The 22543-nt window shown below is 45.9% G+C and carries 13 protein-coding genes; 1 reads left to right on the top strand and 12 read right to left on the bottom strand.

All coding sequences use genetic code 11. The annotated features are described in order from the left end of the window. Nucleotides 1-24: 24 nt before the first annotated feature. From KWJ01_RS27410 to KWJ01_RS27385, 6 genes are all read right to left on the bottom strand, one after another. Nucleotides 25-1389 carry a DUF5458 family protein gene (locus KWJ01_RS27410; RefSeq protein ID WP_225000333.1) on the bottom strand — a complete coding sequence of 455 codons (1365 nt, stop codon included), beginning with the start codon at nt 1387-1389 and terminating at the stop codon, nt 25-27. 22 nt (nt 1390-1411) lie between these two features. Then, nucleotides 1412-1861, bottom strand: a complete 450-nt coding sequence (locus KWJ01_RS27405; RefSeq protein ID WP_225000332.1) for a hypothetical protein — start codon at nt 1859-1861, stop codon at nt 1412-1414. Between the two features lie 37 nt (nt 1862-1898). Further along, nucleotides 1899-4409 (bottom strand): ATP-dependent Clp protease ATP-binding subunit, encoded by a 2511-nt coding sequence (locus KWJ01_RS27400; protein WP_225000331.1) that lies wholly within the window; start codon nt 4407-4409, stop codon nt 1899-1901. A 69-nt stretch (nt 4410-4478) separates the two neighbouring features. Further along, a complete protein-coding gene (locus KWJ01_RS27395; RefSeq protein ID WP_225000330.1) occupies nt 4479-4928 on the bottom strand; it encodes a tlde1 domain-containing protein in 450 nt (149 codons plus the stop codon). 209 nt (nt 4929-5137) lie between these two features. After that, nucleotides 5138-5962 (bottom strand): LysM peptidoglycan-binding domain-containing protein, encoded by an 825-nt coding sequence (locus KWJ01_RS27390; RefSeq protein ID WP_225000329.1) that lies wholly within the window; start codon nt 5960-5962, stop codon nt 5138-5140. A gap of 49 nt (nt 5963-6011) precedes the next feature. Then, the gene (locus KWJ01_RS27385) at nt 6012-7514 is read right to left on the bottom strand and encodes an FHA domain-containing protein (RefSeq protein ID WP_225000328.1); all 1503 of its coding nucleotides are present in this window, start codon (nt 7512-7514) and stop codon (nt 6012-6014) included. A gap of 545 nt (nt 7515-8059) precedes the next feature. Between KWJ01_RS27385 and KWJ01_RS27380 the strand changes: the two genes are divergently transcribed. Beyond that, nucleotides 8060-8845 carry a helix-turn-helix transcriptional regulator gene (locus KWJ01_RS27380; protein ID WP_225000327.1) on the top strand — a complete coding sequence of 262 codons (786 nt, stop codon included), beginning with the start codon at nt 8060-8062 and terminating at the stop codon, nt 8843-8845. Between the two features lie 188 nt (nt 8846-9033). Here KWJ01_RS27380 and KWJ01_RS27375 read toward each other — a convergent pair whose 3' ends face one another. The 6 genes from KWJ01_RS27375 to KWJ01_RS27350 all read right to left on the bottom strand — a co-directional run bounded on the left by KWJ01_RS27375 (nt 9034) and on the right by KWJ01_RS27350 (nt 22454). Next, nucleotides 9034-9804, bottom strand: coding sequence for a response regulator transcription factor (locus tag KWJ01_RS27375; RefSeq protein ID WP_225000326.1), 771 nt, complete (start codon nt 9802-9804; stop codon nt 9034-9036). Between the two features lie 458 nt (nt 9805-10262). Continuing rightward, a complete protein-coding gene (locus KWJ01_RS27370; protein ID WP_225000325.1) occupies nt 10263-12902 on the bottom strand; it encodes a tetratricopeptide repeat protein in 2640 nt (879 codons plus the stop codon). 2 nt (nt 12903-12904) lie between these two features. Further along, complete coding sequence (locus KWJ01_RS27365) at nt 12905-14317, bottom strand: Stp1/IreP family PP2C-type Ser/Thr phosphatase (protein WP_225000324.1); 1413 nt, start codon at nt 14315-14317, stop codon at nt 12905-12907. Nucleotides 14318-14382: 65 nt separating this feature from the next. Next, on the bottom strand, nt 14383-15897 hold the full coding sequence (locus KWJ01_RS27360; protein WP_225000323.1) for a serine/threonine-protein kinase: 1515 nt from the start codon (nt 15895-15897) through the stop codon (nt 14383-14385). Between the two features lie 221 nt (nt 15898-16118). Then, nucleotides 16119-17459, bottom strand: coding sequence for a PorP/SprF family type IX secretion system membrane protein (locus tag KWJ01_RS27355; protein ID WP_225000322.1), 1341 nt, complete (start codon nt 17457-17459; stop codon nt 16119-16121). 507 nt (nt 17460-17966) lie between these two features. Beyond that, on the bottom strand, nt 17967-22454 hold the full coding sequence (locus tag KWJ01_RS27350; protein WP_225000321.1) for a gliding motility-associated C-terminal domain-containing protein: 4488 nt from the start codon (nt 22452-22454) through the stop codon (nt 17967-17969). Nucleotides 22455-22543: the final 89 nt, after the last annotated feature.

Raw genomic sequence — 22543 nt, 5'->3', positions numbered from 1 at the left:
CTTTTTATCTGATTGTAAAAGCCTCTACTGCTCTGCATATTCAGATGCCCAGGCCTCGGCAGTATCGCCTTTGGTACCACCCATTTTCAGCATAAAGTTTTTAGCCGGGAAGAATGGGGTAATGTGCATGTCAATAAAGATCTTTTTGGTATCGGGGTCCTGCTCCAGGCGCATCAGGTTGTAGTCCTGAATGATCTTATCGCTGCCGCGGATGCTCTCCAGGTATTTGGATATCTCCTTGCGCAGGTCGCGCTCCACCACCGGGGTCCAGTTAACGAAGGCCTGGCGGTTCAGGAAGTCGATGATTACTTTGCCGATATAGTCGAACACACGTACCACAGAGTAGGTCTGCAGGCCTATGTCGTTGCCGTTGTAGAGGGTTTTGGCAGAGAATGCCATTACCTTCTCCCACTCTTTTACCATGGGCACCAGGCCGCGTTTCTCCAGTTCGGAGATCTCGCTTTTCTTGAGCGGAAAGCTTACGCCATCTACTTCGTTAATGCCGCCATGCATTTTACCGGCAGTGGGCTGGGCAATAAGGGTGCTGTAAATCTTGCCAGCCAGGGCTGTAGAAGGGGGCACCAGCAGGTGGTCTTCCTCACCCAGGTCTTCGTGCTTATTGCGACCAACCAGCCAGTTGCAGGTCATCATTACGTTGGAGCGGTAAATGTCGCCGCCGGTAAGGTTGGCTGCATCAAATTCTTCCATTACCTCATCTGGCGATTCGAGGTTTTCGAAGTCGGTGATGAGCATTACTTTGTTCTGGTGCGCGATCTTTGCCCATTTCTCCACCACTTTGTTAGAGCCCAGGTAGCCTGGTATTACCAGCATGGCATAGTTTTCTCTTAGATCCAGGCGGTCGTGGCGAGCCTTCAGCTCCTCGTCTATTTTATCAATTACCAGGGTATTGTCTAGGTCTTTGAGCCTGTCGATGTTGGCGTTGAAGATGGTAAGGTTCTTGATTTTATCGCGCTCGGTGTTTTTGTAGAAGAGGGCCAGGGAGCGGTAGGCCTGCTCCAGCTGCTTGCACTCTTTTACAGCCGTGCTAAGGTTTGCCCGGAGCACATCATCGGCCTCATCGGCTTTCTCCTGGGCGGCAGCTACCATATCGGCTACGCTTTCTGCATTACTCACCAGGTCGGCCCACATTTGCAGCTGCTTTTTGAGCTGCTGGCGGTCTTTCTCCCGTGAGGCTTCTGTCAGGAATATATTTTTACGCGCTTTGCTTTCGGGGTTCATTACCTTGGCGCCATCAATGGCCGATTCCAGTATTTCGAAACCACCATACTCTGCCAGCTGATCACAAAGTTCAGTAAGGCTTAGGGAGGGGCTGGCTACCGGTGCGGCTTCCTTGGTCTGCTGCAGTATAGGATCTTTTTCCTGTTCCATAATTTTGTTCAGTTAGTGGTGGTTACTGTTTTGCACTGTCAATTTCTTCCATCATGGCTTGTATGGCCTGCAGGAAGGCCTGGCGCGATTCCGATGACTGCAGTGCAGATTTCAGAATCTTGTTGGTGCGCAGTTGTTTGGCAATTTTCTGGTAAGTATCCTGCTGGGTGCGGGTATCACTCAAAAACGGACTCTGGGAAACAAGACCTTCTTTTCCGAAATCACCCAGGTTGCTAAACTTCAGCTCTTCGTTAACCGGTTTACCTTCTGCAGTTTCGAAAGCTACCTTTACACTTGGCTTGAAGTGCTGAAAAGCCTCTTCTATGGTTTTAAGCCCGGTAACAGGCTCTGGCTTTCCTGGCTTGCTGTTGAGCTGCTGCACCAGAAGTGTTCTGTTGGAAGAAATCTGGGTTATGGCTTCAAAAGATTGCTGGGGCACTAACTGCCCTCCAACTAGTTCTACCTCGTTCATATTGAGTTTTATTTAGTAAAAAATCTAAAATGCTGCTTTACTCGTGCTGAAGCACCGCTTCCGGCTCTGTTCCAACTGTCCAGCTAAGCTCTCCGCCCTGGCCTACATCAAGGTGCACGGTGGTGCCTTTGGTTGCTTTGCCGGAGATGATCATGCGCGACAACGGCCTGCGTAACTGGTTGCGGATTACGCCGGTGAGTGGCCTGGCACCGTACTTAGGCGTAAAGCCAGATATTGCCAGCTGCTTTACTGCCTCGCTGGAGATATCCAGCGAGATGCCCTGCTTGTGCAAAGTGTCGAGCAGCTTTTTAAGGTGTATTCTGAATATCTTCTCTACATTGGCTTCGGTGATTGGGGCAAAGGGCACTATTTCTGTTACCCGCGCCAGAAACTCCGGCCTGAAGTAGCGGCTCATGATCTCCATCATTTCATTAGAGGCGGGCAGTGTTGCCTGCTCTTCGAAGCGCTCTATGATAAAATCGCTGCCTATGTTGGAGGTAAAGAGAATAACAGCATTGGAGAAGTCTCCTTCTTTGCCCAGGCGGTCGTGCAGTTTACCTTCGTCCAGAATCTGCAGGAACACATCAAATACAGATGGGTGGGCTTTTTCTACCTCATCAAACAGCAACACGGCATAGGGCTTCTCCCGGATCTTGTTTACCAGCAAACCACCTTCTTTGTAGCCTACATAGCCGGGAGGCGCTCCGTAGAGCAGGGCGGCAGAATGCTCTTCCTTGAACTCCGACATATCGAAGCGGATCATGGCTGTTTCATCGTTGAACAGGAAATCTGCCAGGGACTTTGCCAGCTCGGTTTTACCGGTACCGGTTGGTCCCAGGAAAAAGAAAGAGCCAATGGGCTGTCCCGGCTTGGTAAGGCCCGAACGAGACTCCAGGATAGCCTCTGCAATTACTTTGATGGCTGGATCCTGGCCGATGACGCGCTGCTGCAGGGTAGCCTCCATGTTGAGCAGCTTTTCACGTTCCTTGGTCTGTATTTTGCCGAGTGGTATGCCTGTTTTGTGTGCCACCACCGCGGCCAGGTCTACCTTATCGACCATTCCTTTTTTGGTGCCAGACAGGCGCTGCAGCTGCTCCAGCATGGTTAAAAGGTGGGCCTGCAGTGTATCAGGGGTATCAATATCACCATCTTCCTCTTCGGTCTCAAGCTGGCCGAGCAGAATCGGGCTAATGCGGTTGTTCAGCTCCCGATGGAACCAGCGCAGATCGGCCATGCTGTAACCTGTATCTTTTAGCCGTAGCAGTTTTTCGGTAAGATCTGCCAGTTCTTTCTCCGATGTTTCATCGGCCATGCGGATGGCGGCCATGGTGCGGTCTACCAGGTCAATGGCGGCATCGGGCAGGCGCCTGTCTTTCACATAGCGGCGGGCTAGTGCCACGGCTTCTGCAGCTGCGCCCTCTGCTACTTTTATGCCATGGTGCTGCTCATAGAAAGGAAGGATTTTCTCCAGCATTTTGGCAGCCGTAATTACATCCGGCTCCTCCACGCGCAGTACTTCAAACCTGCGGTTAAAAGCCTGCTCTGGTTCTATCAGCTCACGGTACTCATCGTTTGTAGTAGCACCAATAACAGTAAGCTCACCGCGGGCCAGCTCTGGCTTCAAGAGATTGGCTGCGCCGGAACCTATGGGGCCGGTACTATCCAGGAGCAGGTGCATTTCATCTATGAACAAAATGGCTTTTTGCTGTCCCTTCAGCTCCTTAATGATGCTCTTGAGGCGGTCTTCCACCTCGCCTTTGTAAGAGGCTCCCGCTACCAGGGCACCTGTATCGAGCTCGTACAGCAGGGCTGCCTGCAGGTGTGCGGGTACGTTTTTTTCTACAATGCTGAGGGCAAAACCATCTGCCAGGGCCGTTTTACCAACACCGGGATCTCCTACAATCAGCACGTTTGGCTTGGTGCGCCGGCCCAGGATCTCAATCATCATACGGGTTTCGCGGTCGCGGCCAATGATCGGGTCTATCTTACCTTCCCTGGCAAGAGAAGTTTTGTCGATGCAGAACTTGTGGAGGGCATTAACACCTGCTTTTTCTTTACCAGTTGGTTTGGTAGCCGCAGAACCTGCAGCAGCACCAACTGCCTGCTGTACCGAGGCATTTTCCAGGCTGGTATCTACCACATCATCGGCAGAAAGCGGAAAGGTTTTGAGCTGCTCTTTGGTGAAGGCCACATTAGGCTTGCTTAAGGCTGCCAGCACACAGGCAGGATCTATGGTATCCTGTCCCATTTTCAGGCGCAGCACATCTGCCTCATCCAGCACGGCAATGATGCGGTCGTCGCCTACGGGCTCGCTGACACCGCGGGAGGCCTTGGGGTAGCCTTCAATGCGCACCTCTGCCCACTCGCGCAGGTAAGGCACATCTTTATCAATCGATTCCAGAAATTTTACCAGGCCAATCTCGGAGTGCAGCAGCGCACGCAGCAGGTGCGCAGGGCCAAAGTGTTGGTGCTGGTGCTCCTTTGCAATAGACTGTGCAATCTGGATGGCTCTTTTGAGTTCGTCGGTATAGGCAGTAGTAATAAGCATGATAAATAGGTAGGGGTCTGAAAATGGATGAATTAGTGCTATACATGATGGGGAAAAGTGCTTGCGGGCTTAGCCTCTCAATCCGCCGCCGCCAGTGAAACTTTGCCTTAAACTGATTTGGGGAAGGCTATCCGGCAGCTTCAGCTTTCTGACTACGATCAGTACCCTGTCGCTGGACTCCCCTATTTTCTTCCTGAGATCAGGGCTAAGAATGATACAGCCCTGTGATGCATCGTTTTTTCTGTTGTTGCCGTGAATTCTGAAGAGAGTTCTGCCAAAGGCATTATGCCCAAAGGGATTCAGGTTCATGGTCATGGGACCTTTGCTGATAGACTGGTAGGATAGTCCAATAATGTATTTTCCGGGAGGGATAGGACCTACATCCTTCACCGTATCGAACAAAATATTGTTTTTAAACCCCTTTTTCCCGGAGTACCCTTTCCCTACCAGCGTGCCGAAGGGGGAGTTGTTTTCTGAATAGAGTAAACTCCCGGTACTACTTTCATATATCCACGCCATAACTGTGAGCTTAAAGTTGAGACTTAAAAAATAAACAGCATATTATTACAGGCCGAAGGCGATCTTGTAGGCCCTCAAGCTAAAAAGTCAGAATCAGTGTATCTATATTTAGCCGCTGTATGCAGCAGGTACAAGCACTAGTGCAGGCCCGCTTTTTACAGCCTTTACAGGCTCCCTGGGCTAATTTCTTTCAGTTAAGCCAGCTTTTACTAATGCACCAGAACCGGCATACTCATCTGCTGATTGCTATAGAGTAAATTTCTTTCGTTAGTAAGCCTGGTTATCTTCTCATTTAAGTTCATAATTGCCTGCTGATGCGTTCTCTCAATCATTTTCTTAGCATTCTCTTCTGTTTCCTCAACAGACTCACCAGCAACCCAGGCAGTGTAGTACTTTGCAATTGTTGAGGGTTGAATAAAATCCAGCGCAACTTCTGCAACATCCAGTACCTTCAGCCCCTTTTTGGCATACTTAAAAGCCAGATCATACTTTTTTCTGTAAACTTTGTAAGTGGTTTCTACAGCTCCCTGGCTCTTTTCATCAAAAACGCTCTTGTTTACTGCATCAAAAGCCAGATCCTCTGCCTTACCCTTTGCTTTTTCTGCCAATAATGCACCAACTTCTATCATTGCTTTTTTAATGACCGGCATTTTGGTAACAACATCCCTGGATGCCACAACCGCTTTAGCGCCAATCCTGCCTACACCCACTGCAATGGTTAAAACCTCACAGCTTATATCTATCACCTTGTTCTTTCTATCAAATTCCTCTTTATCGATCTTCAGCTGGTTAGTTGTACTTTTGGTCATGTTGCCCATTTCTACCTTAAGCTGATTTAACTTCGTGATCACACTATCATACCCCTGCCTGGAGCGGGGAATAACAATCCGATGACCTTCCCTTATTGAATTTTCATTCTTCAGGCCATTATATACAGCAATTGGTTTGTAGTTTGTAAATCCGTATTTCCTTGCAATCGTTGTTAAGTTTTCCCCTCTTATTACCGTGTGGAATTGTGGTAAACTGTTAGCCATATTGCAGATATTTTTTATCAAAAAACGTCAGTTATCATCAAACCTAAACCTACACACCCATCAGCTCATAAAGGCTTGCATAGGGCAGGCGCTCTACTGATTCTATAGCCTCTGCTTCTGTACTTACCGCCTGCTGCGATCTGAAAACCAGCAGGGTTTTACCAACCTGGATCTGATCACCATCCATCAGGTAAAAACCTTCGTTGTTTACCCGTATCCAGCCACCATTTTTGTTTTGCACCATGGTACCATAGCTGCTTTGCAGGTCTGTGAGCAGAAAAGCGCCATCGTCAATAAACAACTGTGCATGCTGGCGGCTCACAAACTGGTCGCCTGCAATACGCAGGTTTATGGCAGGTTCCGTTCCCCTGCCAATAATGTTGGTTTCCTTATCCAGCTTAAATACCTGGGAATGCTCCATTCTTTTTTCACGGGAATGCTCAACAAGCCAGCCGAAAACACGCGTGAGCTTTTTCTGGCCCTTGCCTGGCGCAGCCATTTTCCAAACCTGTTCAAAAAAGCTTAGGATAAGCTCATAGCTGTCTTCGGCCTGCTTAAGGGCTTTGAAAGACTCCTGGTGGTTATATTTTATCTGTAAAGAATCGTTAAGTGTGCTTTCAAAGCGACCAGGGTTCCACTCCAGCCAGTTACAGTAGTAATCGAGCAGCTCAAACTTATTTCTGGAACACTCCAGGGCAGTATAGAGTACCCTTGCCAGCTTTAGGTTGTAATCTACAATTACATGTGGCGGCTCAAACTCACTGGTTAGTTTATAATGGTCTTTGCTGGTTACCAGAAAGTACAGCACCTTTTCGGCTACATAGCAGGTTTCCTGGTCCAGGTCGGTCTGCTGCGAGCCTGATCTTTTTTTCTGAATGATCTTCAGCAAGGTTGCCTCAAGCTCATCTATTTTTTTGATGATACGGTTGTTAAGCGAGGTTAAATGAGAAGAGCTTTTAATGGTTGCACAGGGCGGAATGTATTGCTTTGACAGCTTTGGCTGCCCGGCTTCAAATTCAATTCTGCCAATTGTTAAATGGTATGGCCCCTGCTCCGGCTGGTTTACCCTGGGATAGGGAATAACCTCCAGGGAGTGTGCGGCCTGTATAAAAGGATTGCGCAGGGGCGATTCTTCGGGATTAGGATACCCAAAGGCCAAGCGTGCAAAGGGATTTACCACCAGCACTACCTCATAGCCCAGAGTGTTGAAACCATCTACCTCAAACTCCAGGGCTGGCTGGCTGTTTCCCATATCAAAACCGGGAATGCCTTCATCATATATTTCTACACGTGCACCGGCTGGCGTTACAGCAAAACACGAGAGTAGCTTAAGAGTAATTTTACGGGTAGCATGGTCGTAGCTAAAGAAGATCTCCAGCGGCTGTTTACTGCCTGCAGTTGCGGGCAGTATTCCATAGTTAAGGCTGTTTAGCTGATACCCTACTGCATCTCTGAACCGATCTATTACTGCATTTTCTAAGGCAATAAAATGATCTTTGGAGATTTTCATCCCATCTACCCAATTAACAAACTTATACTTTAAAGGCAGCATGAGCTAAACTGATTACAGTTAAAAAAGCATTTATAATTTATTCCGGTTGCCCTGATGTGCTTATATACTATAGTATACAATGTAGTGGCATCCTTCCCGGCCAGGTGCCTTTCACAAAGATCAGATGGCTGCGGGCAGCAATTACCTGTACTACACAGACAGGTGCTTGCCCGTGGCACCATAGCCACCTATCATAAAAGTATAATTCAGCTTTTCCTTTGCGAATTATTAATAAATGAAAATTAGCCCTTTTATCAGGCAGCGACAATACCACTAAAGAGGTATTTTTTAGCTTAATTTCTAAAGAATCAAAGTTGCTACATAAATTTTACGATCCTTTGATTTTTCTTCTTTAAACTTTTGTTTATACAATTAACTTGTTATACATTAGGCCTTTATTAATATATTCTGTAACTTTTTTTACAGACACTGCTTCCAGATTGCTTTTATTATAACTGCAGAAAGCTGCAGGATTTTTTCTGAAAGGCCTTTGCAACCGTAGCCAAAGGCAGCTTGGCATACAATACTTTTAACCCCCGTGGCCCATGAGCCAGTTCTTGAACTATATTGATTTTGTGCAAAAAACCATTGCTGAATACAATGGCCTTGCCTCCGATACCGCCGGTTATCCCCTGATCAGCGAAGCATCCCGCTTACTTTTGAAAGCCACCAACAGTTATTCTTATATGGTTGACTACCGTACCGGCGGCTATATCTTTTTCAGCAGTACTTTCAGCGATGTGGTAAACCATTCGGCACATCTGGTTAAAAAAGAGGGAATCCGGTACTACACCAGCTTAATTAACAAACAGGACTGGGAGATTATTAACAATTCAATTTTCAAGTCCATTTGCAGTTTCCTGGCCGAGGCTCCTTCAAAGCCTGATGTTAAACATCGTTTTATTTTCAACTACAGGATTCAGCAGCCCAACGGCAATACGCTAAGCATCAGGCAGATAAATAATTTTCACAAGATTGATAAAAACGGAAGGCCGCTGATCAATGCAGGCGTTTGCACGGTAATTCCATATCCATCTCCGAATTATAAGATTACCTACCTTGCCCAGTCACTCAACAGTAATCACATCTGGGAAAACGAAGATGTAAAAACTTTCGCACCAGATCAGGCCGAGGCCAATCAACAGCTTTCTCCCGCAGAACTAAATATTCTGCACTGGATCAGGAATGGCTACAGCAGCGAAAAAATAGCTGAAAAACTAAACCGCAGCCTGCACACCATTAAAACGCACCGAAAGAACATGCTGGAGAAAACACAGTCCAGGAATACCGCCGAGCTGCTTCAATTTAGCCTGGCAAATGGTTTATGCTAAACGGTAACATATCCTGGTTCCACTCCTGTCTCTTCAGGGTATCCTGCCTCTACAACCCACGCATACCTTTTGTTTGGAGATGTCAGAATTAAGCACACTCCATAGCAGTCACACCACTTTCAGGCAGTCTTTTTCAGCTACAGCATTTTTGCTCAGGCAGCTCGCTCCATTGTGTATGTTCCCCACTTTTATTGCTCAGGTGCCAGTGTAGCCAGGTATTTATTAACTGCCTCTGCCGTATTTCTGGAATTTGTTTTACTGATGATGTTTTTACGATGTGTTTTTACCGTATGCAGGCTAATACACATTTTATCTGCTATTTCTTTATCTGTTAAACCATGGGCAATCAGCTCAATCACTTCTTTTTCCCTGTCTGTTAGTTTGTCCAGGCACTCATCGTACTGGCAGGCCGCCACTCTTTTGTAAGAACCATTCTGCAACTTAAAAATTTGCAGCTGAATGAGGGGATTACTTTTATAGGTACTAAAATCAGTTAATAAACTTAGCTCCAAAAGCGGCAAACCTGTAGGAGAGGACTGTAGAAATATAGTTTGCTGCATCACAGAGATCAGGCGCTGATCAATGCGCTGCACCCGATAGTTGAAATCAAAGCGGTACAGGCCTTTTTCATCAAGCGGAATTTGCTGATAGTAATCGTATATATCCGAAAATACTTTCCGCAGGAGATTTCTGTCCTCTGCCGGAATAAGCCTTAAATAGCTGCTTATGCTGCCATTATTCAGAAAAGCTTTATGATACCCCAAAACCTGCTTAATGGAACTGCTTACATACTCCGGCTCGCGCTTCATGTAATTCATCAACCAAAAGAAACTAGCGCCCCCCTCTATTGCTTCGTTTCCATCAATAAAACTTTGCAACAGAGTCTCATCCACCTGATTAGTATCAGGCACAGCATTGAGCAGAAAAAAGTCCTGCAGGTAGGCGTACTGGTTTTCCATCTGAAGAAAGCGAAACGAATTAAAAAGTATATGGGTATGGCAGCAGTCCCCTGCTCGCTAAAGGCAAAGCAATTTCAGGGAGAAAACGGCAATTCTCCTGCTAAAGCTTTTGTTAAGCTATTGTATATACAGACTTAGAAAGACTCCACAAAAAAATCAGGAGAGTCAGGAGGATTCTTATAAGCTGTTAAAGTTCTATCAGAGATGTTGTTTCAGATGCCTGCATTTACTGTGCCCAAGCAACAGTTGCTTAAAAATTTCAGGCGAGGAATAGCATCATCAAAATACTAAATAATCATAAAATATGAAATTATTCCTCAATTTAATTATAATTTAATTTTAACAAATCCCCTGCTTATCAGGCCAGTAAGGGCCAACAGCACCTATCACTCTTTCTTTTTACAAAACCATAGGAAAAAGGCAATGCATCAGGTGTAGTAGAGTGTTTTCCAAACCTTCTACATGCTGAAAGAAGCCTGGAACAGATCCATAAAAGCTTTCTGCTGGCTTACTGTTTTAATGATCGGATCGTCTTTTATTGCCGACCACTCAATTACTTTTGGCTGAAAAGACTTACGAAACAAATCCAGTGATTCCTCTACCTTGTTCTGGCTTGCCAGTACACAGGCTTTTCCGTATAGGGCCCAGGCATCATTTTCTGAAATGCTCAAAGCCTGGTCAAAAGTGAGATCTGCCTCCTGAATTTTGCTTTCATACAGTTCCATGAGACCCTTGCTCGTCATTAAGCTAAGGTCCTGCTTCAGTGACTCATTAATTGAAAGGGCAACATTAATATCCTGAAGTGCTAATTGGTACTGCCTGAAATTTTTGTAACAGAGGGATCGGTGTATGTACGCCTGATCATATTTAGGGTTAACCTTATCAATGATGTAGGTATAAATTTGTATGGAAACATCTGCCTGCTCGTTTGCCTTGTAAGCATCGCCCAGTAGTAGGTAAACACCCGGACCATCTTCAATACCCCACTGGATGCTTTTCTCAATGTCTTTGATGGCTTTTTTGTAATTTTTAAGGCCATAATAAGCCGCTCCTCTTGCAAATAAGGCACGGGTGTGGGCTTTATTAATTTCAAGCCCTTTTTCCAGGCTTGCAATTGCATCGGAATACTGCTCTGCCAGTAGCTGGGCATTCCCTATCATGTACCATGTATCAGCCACCTGTTCTGCCAGCTTAGATAAGGCTTTTTCTGATGTGGCAAGACTGGCCTGCTTTTCAATATTGCTGATCAGCTTTTTACCTACAGAAACAAACTGTTTAAAGTCATTCCTGGCCGACTCCTCATCTTTTATTTGCCGGTAAGCCAGTCCGCGCTTGTAATAAGCCAGGGAAACCTTCTCCAGCTCTGCTGCCTTTGTATAACTTTGAACCGCATTTTCAAAATCATTGAGACTGTAATGGGCATCTCCTTTGCGCAACCATGCCCTATCATCGCCTGGTGCAATAAGCACAGCTTTGATAAAAGCTGCCAGGGCGTTTTTATGGTTGGCTTTCTCCATTGCTTCTTCACCAGATTTGAAATAATCTGAAGCAATGTTTTCCATTGCAGATAGCTGGGCTTTTTCCATGCCAATCTTCCTGGCTCTTTCAAAATCTATAGCTGCAGCATTAATATTCTCATTCTCGATGTGGGCCAGCCCGCGGTAATAATATGCCTGAGCAAAAAGGCTGTCTTTTTCAATGGCTGCACTGAATGTACTGATTGCCTCTTCATGCTGCTTTTGCTCATACTGCACCATTCCTTTTTCGAAATAATTTGCAGCCAGGCCGGGGTTTAACGCTATCACAGCGGTATAATCATCCAAGGCGCCCTTTACATCTCCCATGGCAATTTTCAGTTTGGCCCTTGCGGGATAGTAAATAGATGCATCGTACAGGCTTTTAATGATCTGGTTGTAGTCTTCAATAGCTTTTTGTGGCTGCGAGGTGCGGATGTAGAGTTGTGCCCTGTTGCTTAACGCATCTACAAAGTTATTATCCAGCTTAACTGCCGCAGAAAGATCTTTGATTGCCTCTTTGGTGTCATTCAGCTTCTCATAGCATTTTCCCCTGCCATAGTAGTAGTCTGGATTATTCGCATCTCCGGCAATTGCTTTGCTGTACTCCTTGATGGCTTCCATGTAATGCCCTGCTGCAAACTTTTTTGCCAGGAGCTCATTTTGCTTTACAGTCGTTTCGAGTTTGAGCAGTTTAGCCTCTACAGCTGCATTATTTGGTTTTACATGCAGGGCCTGGGTATAATAATGCCTTGCGTTGGCATAGTCACGCACATCCAGTGCCTGCTCTGCTAATAGCTGTACCTCTTCAAATCTCTTATCATCGTAGGCCTTCCAGTGGTTTACTAAACTGCCTGCTCTTTGTCTTTGAGATTGCTGGGACTTTACCAGCTCATCGAGCTTGCGGGTAAAGGTACCATCATCAGCAATGGCCCTGTTCAACTTAATATCATCTGCTTTTGATCCAAGGGGCTGAGCCTGGTCAAATTTAGTAATACTAGTAATATAAGTAACCCAGGTATCACCTCTTTTTTCTGCTCTTAGCTCTGCCACTCGCTCTACCGGCTTATAGGGAGCAGCATCTTTTTTATGTCTCCCTTTAAAATCAACCGTATACTTTACCCTTACATACAGGTAGTCGCGGTATTTAAGATCGGTTATCTGAAAGTTGTAGAAGTCTACTGTTTCAAGTGCTGATTTAACATACATCTCATCAAATTCGCGGATATAATCCTTTACGCTGCTGCCAGTCTTTTCAGGTGAGTCTATAGCGGAAGGCAGTATATTATCCTCTACTTTGATGTGCTCAGAATAAAAGAATCTGGTCGCGGGATTTTCATAGGCATTGTGAATAGCATCTTTTACCACTGATTTTGAAACCGATGAGTTTGAAACAAGATTCAGGAAGCCCTCATAATCAATCAGCGTTAGCTGCGCCAGATATTTTATTTCTGCCTGATCCCTAAGGCTGTACTCCTGCGCATGGGAGTAACTAGTAAGGGAGAAATTTAACCCCAGAAAAAGCAGCCCCCCCAGAATATATTTTTCCAACCCCAGCTCTTTTAGTAAGTACTTTGACAACATACTCAAAGGGGTTTAACCTGGTTAATTAATAACTCCATTCTGATGAGCTCCCGCGCTACCTCGTCGATCACCACTTTGTCTTTGCCGGATAAATAATCCAGAAAATACTGCCGGGCACTATCATCGGCAGCGTAACCGAGGTGATACTTTCGGGCAAGGCTCAATAATTCGTTTACTGCTTTTTCATTGTTTGCAGTAGTTAATGAATCGCCTGCAGCCATCCGGGATAAGAGAATACGCTGCTGATCTGCAGCACTAAAGTCTTCATCGGGAAAACGCAGACCAAGCATACTGTCGAGGTAATCGTACCTTGCAAGCGCAAGCTTTAGTTCAGGAGCAACCGCTGCCGGGGTTGGTTCTGCTGCAGCATGTGCTTCTTCAGTTCCTGAATTACTCACTGTTAGTTTTTTATCGGGACTTGGCTCCAGGGCTGCTACTTCCTGCTGCAGCACATAAGTATCGTTAAGTTGTGGAGCCGAATCAGCAGCCGCAGGCGCACGAAATAACATCCAGCCTAAGAGCAAACAGCCAGCTATCCCCAGGCCCAATAAAAACCATAAGTAACTCTTTGCCTCTTTCTTAGGAGCATTTTCCAGCAACTCAAGAGAAAGAACAGTGATGTTATCAGACCCGCCACCCTGGTTGGCAGACTGAACCAGTTGCTGGCAGGCAGCTGCCAGGGAGGTACCTTCTCCCAGAATCTTCTCTATGGCCTTGTGGGTTACCATGTTATTAAGGCCGTCGCTGCAAAGCAGCAAACGATCGCCGGGCTCAAGCGGACAGCTAAGAAAATCTGGCCGGGGGGGATGGTCTTCATCTCCCAGGCTCTGGGTAATGATATTGTTATCGGGATGAACGTCTGCCTCCTCGGGGGTAAGCTTGCCAGCCTCTACCAACTCCCACACCATAGAATGGTCGTTGGTAATAATTTTAAGTCCGCTGCGTTTTCGATGCAAATACCCGCGGCTATCACCAACCCAGGCAAAAACTGCCCTGTCTGGAAAAACCCACGCAATAAGTATGGTTGTGCCCATACCCCCACAGGAAGGGTTTTGATGAGATGCAGCAACAATGGCCTTATGAGCTTCTAAAATAACCCGGTAGAGGTAATCCTTAACCTTGCTATCTTCAGGATTTTCCTCAATATCCAGGGCATCAAAGCAGTTACGGATGGTTTCTACAGCTATTTCTGAAGCAACTTCGCCGGCATTAGCCCCGCCCATACCGTCGGCAACCACCAGCAGACTTCCCCTGGAAGATAAGTTCGCAGGATGATCAGACAAGCACCAGTGCTTTTCGCTTAGGTCCGGACATACAATAAAATTATCCTCATTGTGTGCACGAGACATCCCTACATCCGTTATGGCCTGGATGTTTATCTTTGTTTCGAACACAACTTCCGGTGGCATCGACATTCAGAATATAGTTTAATCTAAAAAATTCATTCTGTGGAGAGCTAATAATCTTTATGTGTGCAGCTTTACAAATTCTGCTTTAAAGATTTCATGGATAGCCTAAGCTCAACGATTTTACTGTTGCGGTCTCTTTTTACCTCCCGGAGATCAACCTCATGTGGAGAATTAAGCAGGATGGTGAGAAAAACGCCGGCCCTGTATTCTTTCACAGTACCCTCCGATTCATCCAGTACCTGAACAGAACCATCGGCAAATTTGCCCAACACCTCCTGCTTTCGGCCAGAGCGTATCTCTTTAGAAATTCCAGGATCAGATATCTGATTCAGGTGTTTCCTTAGCTCCAGGTTTAGTCTGCTTGTGTTGCTCTCTATTACAACCTCAGGCTGCCTTGCACTCCTTTGATCTGTTTTAAGTTCGCTCTCTTTGTTAGCTATTAGATCCTGGGCACCTGCTACCGGTAGTTTGTTGCTTTGCAGCAGGGTGCTGTTGGTAGAGTCCTGCTGTACAATCCGCTGATTGGCTTCAACCAGCTGGGCTTCCATAGTTTTAATTTTATCTTCCAGCGCTCTGGAGTTTTGCTGCTGTATGCCGGAAGAAGCTGTACTATTTGCGTACCCTGCAGAACTGCTATACTCACTATTGTAAAACCAATAGCCTGCTAAGGCAAAAAGTGCAACTGCAGCAGCTAGCAGGTACTGAAAAGACCTTTTTTTAAGAAGCTGCCCTCCTCTTTTCTTCTTAGGCTCACTCCAGGTGCCGGTTTCCAGAAAGCGCCTTCCTTTAGCATGCAGTTCGGCAGCTGTAGGTCTTTTGCTCCGATCTACCGACATACATGCCTCAAGCAGCTCATTGAGCTCGGGAGAGAAGTTATCAGGAAGAACAGGCACCAGGGCGCCCTTCAGCAGGCATTGCCCCCCCGCCCCACTCCAGGGAATGGTGTTGGTGCATATCTCGTAGAGGGTAACGCCAAGTGAAAAAATATCGCTTGTAATATCGGAGGTAGGGTGGCGATCGAAGCGTTCCGGCGGGGCATAAGCAACCGTAAGTGATTGCATGTTGGAGGTAGCTTTTCGCAGGGTATGCCTGATCTGGCTGCTAATTCCAAAATCTGCCAGAAGGTAACACTCTGCATTCAGTACTAAAATATTATCCGGCTTTATATCCTGATGAATAATGGAAGGATCCTGCCGGTGCAGTTCTTCCAGGGCCGAGCCTATCTGGCACATCGCCAGCGCCACCTGCCTTTCACTAAAGGGACCTTCGTCTCTCAACACCCTGGCCAGGGAGCCAAAGGGACAGAAAGGCATGATCAGGTAGGGAGAACCATCAGAAATATCGAAATGGTAGACTTTCAGCAGGTGGGGGTGTGTAAGATGGTAGGTCATGGAAAATTCCTTGCGGAACTGGCGAACCCCGTAATCATCAAGGCCTTTGTCTGGTGCATAGATTTTTATTGCCACAATTGCATCATCCGCCATCTGGTCTTTGGCTTTCCAAACCTCAGAGAAACCACCCTCACCAATGGGCTGGCATAAAATGTATCGCCCGGCAAAAACTTCGTTCTGTTTTAAAACTGGCATAAAAAATTAAGTAAGAACCGCCCCTTGAAAGCAGTCAGGCCAAAGAAATTAGGATTCTGCCTCTCCTGACACCAAAGTGTAGCATCTACAGCATTTGATATATTTAGAGTAAATGAAGTTAGTAAGATAAAAAGCCATAATAAATACCACTAAAGAGGTATTTAGCAGCTTTCCAGGGGCCTAATAATTAAGTACTCCCAACTGAGCTTAGCCGAAACCAATCATGTTTTCCAGCCCTTGAATCTTCGTCCGGAGGGCTTCCAGGCCGATCTTCTTTTAGGCTTCCACTTTTTGAATTTCATGGGGTTGTAAGAAATGCCCCTGCTTTTATTCACCTTCTTATGATGTTTGAACGCTTTTTTCCTGGCTATTTTATAATTGAAGGTGGCCTTCTTTTTTGTCTTGAATTTATATGGCGCTATTTTCCTGCCAAACTTCTTTTTGAAGGCAGGTGCAGGCTTTCTGTTAGGCTTGAACTTATAGGATGGCGCTTTTTTGTTGGGCTGCCATGGGGCTGTTTTTTTTGCCTGATAAGGCATTTTTCCCCTGGAGCCACCGCCATAGAAGGAACCGCGCTTGCCAGGCCGCTGCATTCGCCAGCCAAGGGTAACCTCTGCTACGTTCTGAACATTCTGCAACTGCTGGTTGCCAAAAGGCATGCTGTAGCTAAGGCCCAGCAGCCAGTTTGGTTTCATCAGCTGCATGGAGAGCGTTGCTGCATGATCCGGAGAATAATGCAATCCCAGCCCCAGGTGCTCATCGGATACTGTTTCCCTGGGATTGATGCTTCTTCTTAGCTGCAGCCCTCCCATAAAGTCACTCACCCCGCTTTCCTGCTGCCAGTATACATCTGATACCACCTCAAAAGATGGGCTGCTGAAGACCCTGAATTGCGAATAGGCCACCCACCTTACGGGCTCTGCCTGGTTTTCATCATTATCCAGGTAGGTAAACCTGCCTTTGTTCGCATTGATCATGCCAAGGCCTATATGGAACAGCTGCTCTCCCCGCATATCAGCCAGGTAGTAAGCCAGTCCAACATTGGTTGTGTAGGTGTGGCTCCTGTAATCGGTAAAATTTTCTCCGTGGTTGATGCCAGGCTCAAACTGCCCGTTGTTGTACTGGCTGCTGGTGGTAACCTTATTCCAGTCTATGCTCCGGGAAAAATAGCCACCCTGTACGCCTGCTACAAGATGATGGCGGCTGCTAAGGCTTACATCGTAATTGTAGCTGAACATGGCGCCACTTGTGGAAAACAGGTAGGAGGAGCCGCTTTCATCGCGCATCAGGTTCAGGCCAATGGTACCAAACTGGGTATTCCTTTTGCCATACATTGAGAACTGGCCGCTTAACACCATGCTTCTGCTGCGAATGTTATTTACCAGCGATTGTTGCCTGTAATGTGCACTTACCTGCTGGTAATTATAACTTGCCATGGCTGTTGGCGCAGTTAGTTGTGGATTTAGCCAAAAACTGTTAGGAGTAGCGTACTGGGCAAAAGCTCTTGGGCTTATAAGTAAAAAGAGTGCTCCCGCAAAAAGTACAGATCGAATAAAATGCATGTTTTATCGTATTAGCGTAACACTTCCTTTTAGTTTGACATGTGCCGGCTTTGGAGATTTATCGGGCTAGTACAAAATTCACAGGAGTGATGAGCTGTTCTGGATTTAGCATGCTGTTCATACACAGCGCATCCAAATCCCTAAGCATCTCAAAAACAGGATTGAAGCATAGGCTTGTTTTCTATACTCCAATCGAAAAAATCTCAAAATATGCTCTACAAAAAGTGGTTCAGAGTAACTCAGGCTAATATCAAGGCAGGTGCCGTCCTACTTCAATGTAACCTGAAAATCTTCTTAGCCTCTGCACAAAAAGGTGTCGTGGCAATAATCTACTAGGAGTATCAAATTATGACCTTTGGACTAAAAGGGAAATACCGCTTTAGAGTGATTTTTAAAAAACTTCTATGAAAGATGCAAAGTGGATGCACAGTACAACGTCTACTTATGCTGTGGTTATAATAAGCTTACAAGCTGTGTGTTGCCCTTGTGTTGTAGAAGAAAATTCCTCTACCTAATGAGTGTAACACTACCTTTTAATTTCAAACTTGTTGGTTTGGGCGCCATATCCTGGTAGTTCAGAATCCAAACGTATGTATCCTCCGGCACATCCTCTCCATTGTGCGTTCCATCCCAGCCCAGTTCGGTAGCAGCATTAAGGCTTTTGGTTTCAAAAATCAGCCTGCCCTGACGATTAAAGATCTGCAAGTGCACAGCCTGTAAATTAGTGGCATGCAAAATGAAGAAATCGTTCACCTGGTCTCCATTAGGAGAAAAAAGATTAGGCAACATGGCGATCACAGGACCTGAGAAATCATCATCTTTGATGGTCAGGCTGGCGGTTTTCTTTGCCTCATCCAGCTTTACCCCTGCGGCAGTAGGTGGCTCCAGCGTCAGGATCACCTCTTCATCATCTTCAGCAACATTATCACCCTCTACCAGTATCTTCACCTGTACAGACGTCTCTCCTGCCTTTAGCCGTACTTCATCCCCCGCAGGATCTGTGAGAAAGTCCTTTTCGCTGCCCCTTAGAGCAACACCCGAGAGGCTGTAGCCAATCATCAGATCCTCTGTATGCTTAGCACTCGCTGTAATGGTAAAGTAACTGTGCTCATCATCCTCTGATGCATCCGGGCCTGCTGTCACCGATAGCAATACCGGGTCTGGATCTACTGGATCCTCATCATCATCTTTGATGGTCAGGCTGGCGGTTTTCTTTGCCTCATCCAGCTTTACCCCTGCGGCAGTAGGTGGCTCCAGCGTCAGGATCACCTCTTCATCAGGCTCTTCTATATCATCACCCTCTACCAGTATCTTCACCTGTACAGATGTCTCTCCTGCCTTTAGCCGTACTTCATCCCCCGCAGGATCTGTGAGAAAGTCCTTTTCGCTGCCCCTTAGAGCAACACCCGAGAGGCTGTAGCCAATCATCAGATCCTCTGTATGCTTAGCACTCGCTGTAATGGTAAAGTAACTGTGCTCATCATCCTCTGATGCATCCGGGCCTGCTGTCACCGATAACTCTATAACTGGCTCTGGATCCTCATCATCATCTTTGATGGTCAGGCTGGCGGTTTTCTTTGCCTCATCCAGCTTTACCCCTGCGGCAGTAGGTGGCTCCAGTGTCAGGATCACCTCTTCATCATCTTCAGCAACATTATCACCCTCTACCAGTATCTTCACCTGTACAGACGTCTCTCCTGCCGCTAGCTTTACCTCATCCCCCACAGGATCGGTGATGTAGTCCTTTTCGCTGCCCCTTAGAGCACTGCTGCCTGTGAAATTGTAGCTAATCATCAGATCCTCTGTGTGCTTAGCACTCGCTGTAATGGTAAAGTAACTGTGCTCATCATCCTCTGATGCATCCGGGCCTGCTGTCACCGATAATTCTATAACTGGAAGCACAGTTATGGGAATAGAATTGGAACTAATTGTTGGTTCCTCCGTGCAGGGAGCATCAGAGGTGAGATCACACATGACCACATCCCCATCTTTCAATGTTGAACTGGTAAAGACAGGTCCATTTTCCCCTTTTACAGCTACTCCATTCACCCTCCACACAAAAACTGGATTTTCTCCGCCATGTGTAGGAACAGCTGTAAAAGTTACTTTGGTACCAGCAATAATAGGAGTAGAAGGCTCAGCTGAAATGCTGACACTTACTTCTACAACTTCTCTAATTGTTTCAGCCTTCGTATTGACTGTTTTGGAACCATAAGTAACTGCTGCTGAATAAACACCTGGTTCGGCAGGAGTAAAAGTTGTAGTTAGTGTAGGAGCTGCCCATTTCTGGATGCGGTGATTCTTATAATCTGCTGCATATATATTTCCTGTTTTATCGACAAATACATCCCAGACTCCATCAAACTCATCTGCTCCATTGCCTGCTTCGCCACTTCCGGCAACAGTTATTCCAGCATCAGCTCCCGGAGCCCACATCTGAATGCGGTTGTTTCCCCGATCAGCGATATACAGGTTACCCACACCATCCACAAACACACCAGCAGGAGAACTCAACTTTTCCGCTTCACTTTCTGCTTTGCTACCTCCGGCAACAGTTATTCCAGCATCAGCTCCCGGAGTCCACATTTGGATGCGATGGTTATCCCGATCTGCAACGTAAATATTATTATGGATGTCTACAGCTACTCCAGAGGGATTATGAAGATCTTTCGCTCCACTGCCCGCTACACCACTTCCTGCTACGGTTATACCACTGCTGGCTCCAGGTGCCCACTTTTGAATTCGGTGATTGTTATGATCTGCTATATATAAATTGCCCTCGTTGTCAATAAAAAGTCCACGGGGGGAATCAAACTCATTGACGTCATTTCCTTGTTTGCCCGTTCCAGCTATAGTAATCCCACTAGTAGCTCCTGGTGTCCACATTTGGATACGATTGTTATCCTGGTCGGCAATCAATACATTCCCGTTACCATCTACATGGAGACCATTAGGAAAATAGAGGTGCTTGGCTTCTGCTCCAGCACCATTACCACCAGCCACAGTACTGCCGCTTTTAGCACCTGATGTCCACCTTTGAATACGGTGATTATCCCGATCGCCCACATAAACAGTGTTCTGCCCATCAACAAAAACCTTATTCGGATTCAATAACTGGTTGGGACCAATACCTGATTGGCCTCCGCCCGCTACCGTGCTACCACTGGTCGCAGGCACAGGCACAACAGTGCTTATGGCTTTTCCATCTTTGAACCATACAATCTGTGTTGCATTTTCGGCATTTTCAATTGTTAGCGTTACCCCAGGTAAGCAGTTTCCAGATGTCTTCAGCTCCGGCTGCGGAACAGGTTCTTCGTCATTATCCTTGATTTTTACTGTTGCTGATTTTTGGCTTTCATCCAGCAAAACACCAGGTACTGTAGGAGGATTAAGTAACAGGGTTACCTGCTCATCTCGTTCATACTCTAAGTCATCTTCTACTTTTATCTCCACCTTCACTGACTTTTGCCCTGCTGGTAACTTTACCTCCTGCTGGCTGGGAAGTGTAGTATAGTCTTTGCCGGTGCCTCCGCCAGCACTTCCCCATAAGGTATAGCGAATGAGCAGATCCTCTGTAGGTGGTTCTGGTGAACTAATAACAAAGTGGCTGTGCCTGCTGGGTTCTGCTGCTTCGGGGCCTGCTGTTACTGATAACTCTATGGCTGGGTCCTCTAATAAATGAAAAGCCGCTACTACTGCAGTTGGATTACTAGGATGTAGATATGTACCAGCAACATAGAGATTATTATCTTTTACTAATGCTGCGGTAATATTTTCACCTTCAGCACCAATAGCAGTAACTACTTTTCCATTTTTATCAGGACCAAAACTTGTATCTATAAAGCCATTGCGGGTGTAGCGTGAAAGAGCAAAATCGAAATCAACACCCTTATGAGCCTGACCTGCCAGTATCATACTTCCATCTGTCTGAAATGCCAAAGCGTTTCCCCAATCATCTTTTCCCCTAAAGTCAGTAACAACCTTTCCATCTTTATTCGGGCCGAAGGTGGTATCTAACGTACCATTCATATCATAGCGAGCAATGGCAAAATCAAATGAATTACCAATTTGTGCATCGCCCATCACTACAAACTTTTTATCCTCTTCAATAATAGCTGCTGTACTAACTCGATCGCTTCCTCCCCTAAAGTCAGTAACAACCTTTCCATCTTTATTCGGGCCGAAGCTAGTCTCTAATGTGCCATTCATATCATAACAAACAATGGCAAAGTCATTGGAACTGCCGTTTACTGCTGCTTCACCTACAACTAATATCTTTTGATTATATATCAATGCAGTTCTTCCTATATCAGCATTACCCTTGATATCAGTACGTACCTTCCCATCTTTATTTGGGCCGAAGGTGGTATCTAACATACCATTCTTCTCATAGCAAACAACTGCAAAGTCAGAAGGCCTTTTACCATCCTTTGCCTGTCCTACTACAAGTATCCTATCATCCTCCAGTATAAGAAGAAAAAAGGCTTTATCTTCTCCTGAACTAATGTCAGTGATTACCTTCCCATCTTTATTTGGACCGAAGGTTCTGTCTAATGTACCATTCTTCTCATAGCGGGCAATGGCAAAGTCAAATGAACTACCGTCAGATGAATAGCCCACCACTACTATTTTACCATCAGATTGAATTGCCACAGACCTAGCATTGTCTTTTCTCCCATCAAAATCAGTAACAACCTTTCCATCCTTATTAGGACCGAAACTTGTATCCAATTTTCCATTCTTCTCGTAACGAGCAATGGCAAAGTCAAATGAACTGGTATTGTTATCACATTTCCCACCCATACATTTTTCACCTACTGCTACTATTTTTTCATCAGACTGAATGGCTAAACCATAAAAATTAGAATATCCATTAGGAAAAGGAGTGGGAGTATAGCCTTCGTTGGTACCAAAGCTTTTATCCAATGTTCCCGACTGGCTGTTAGCAATAGACACCACACCAAAAAAAATAATGAGGAAAATAAGGGCCTTCATACCTCCAATGGCTAAAAATAAATGTGCATAATAACATGTTTGCGAAGGTGCTTTAGAACACCTTCCAACCCTTAAAAAGTAAAGTTCAA

Origin of the sequence: Cesiribacter sp. SM1 (assembly GCF_020178975.1) — a bacterium.
Taxonomy (GTDB): Bacteria; Bacteroidota; Bacteroidia; order Cytophagales; family Cyclobacteriaceae; genus Cesiribacter.
This window is presented reverse-complemented; position numbering and strand designations above follow the sequence as displayed.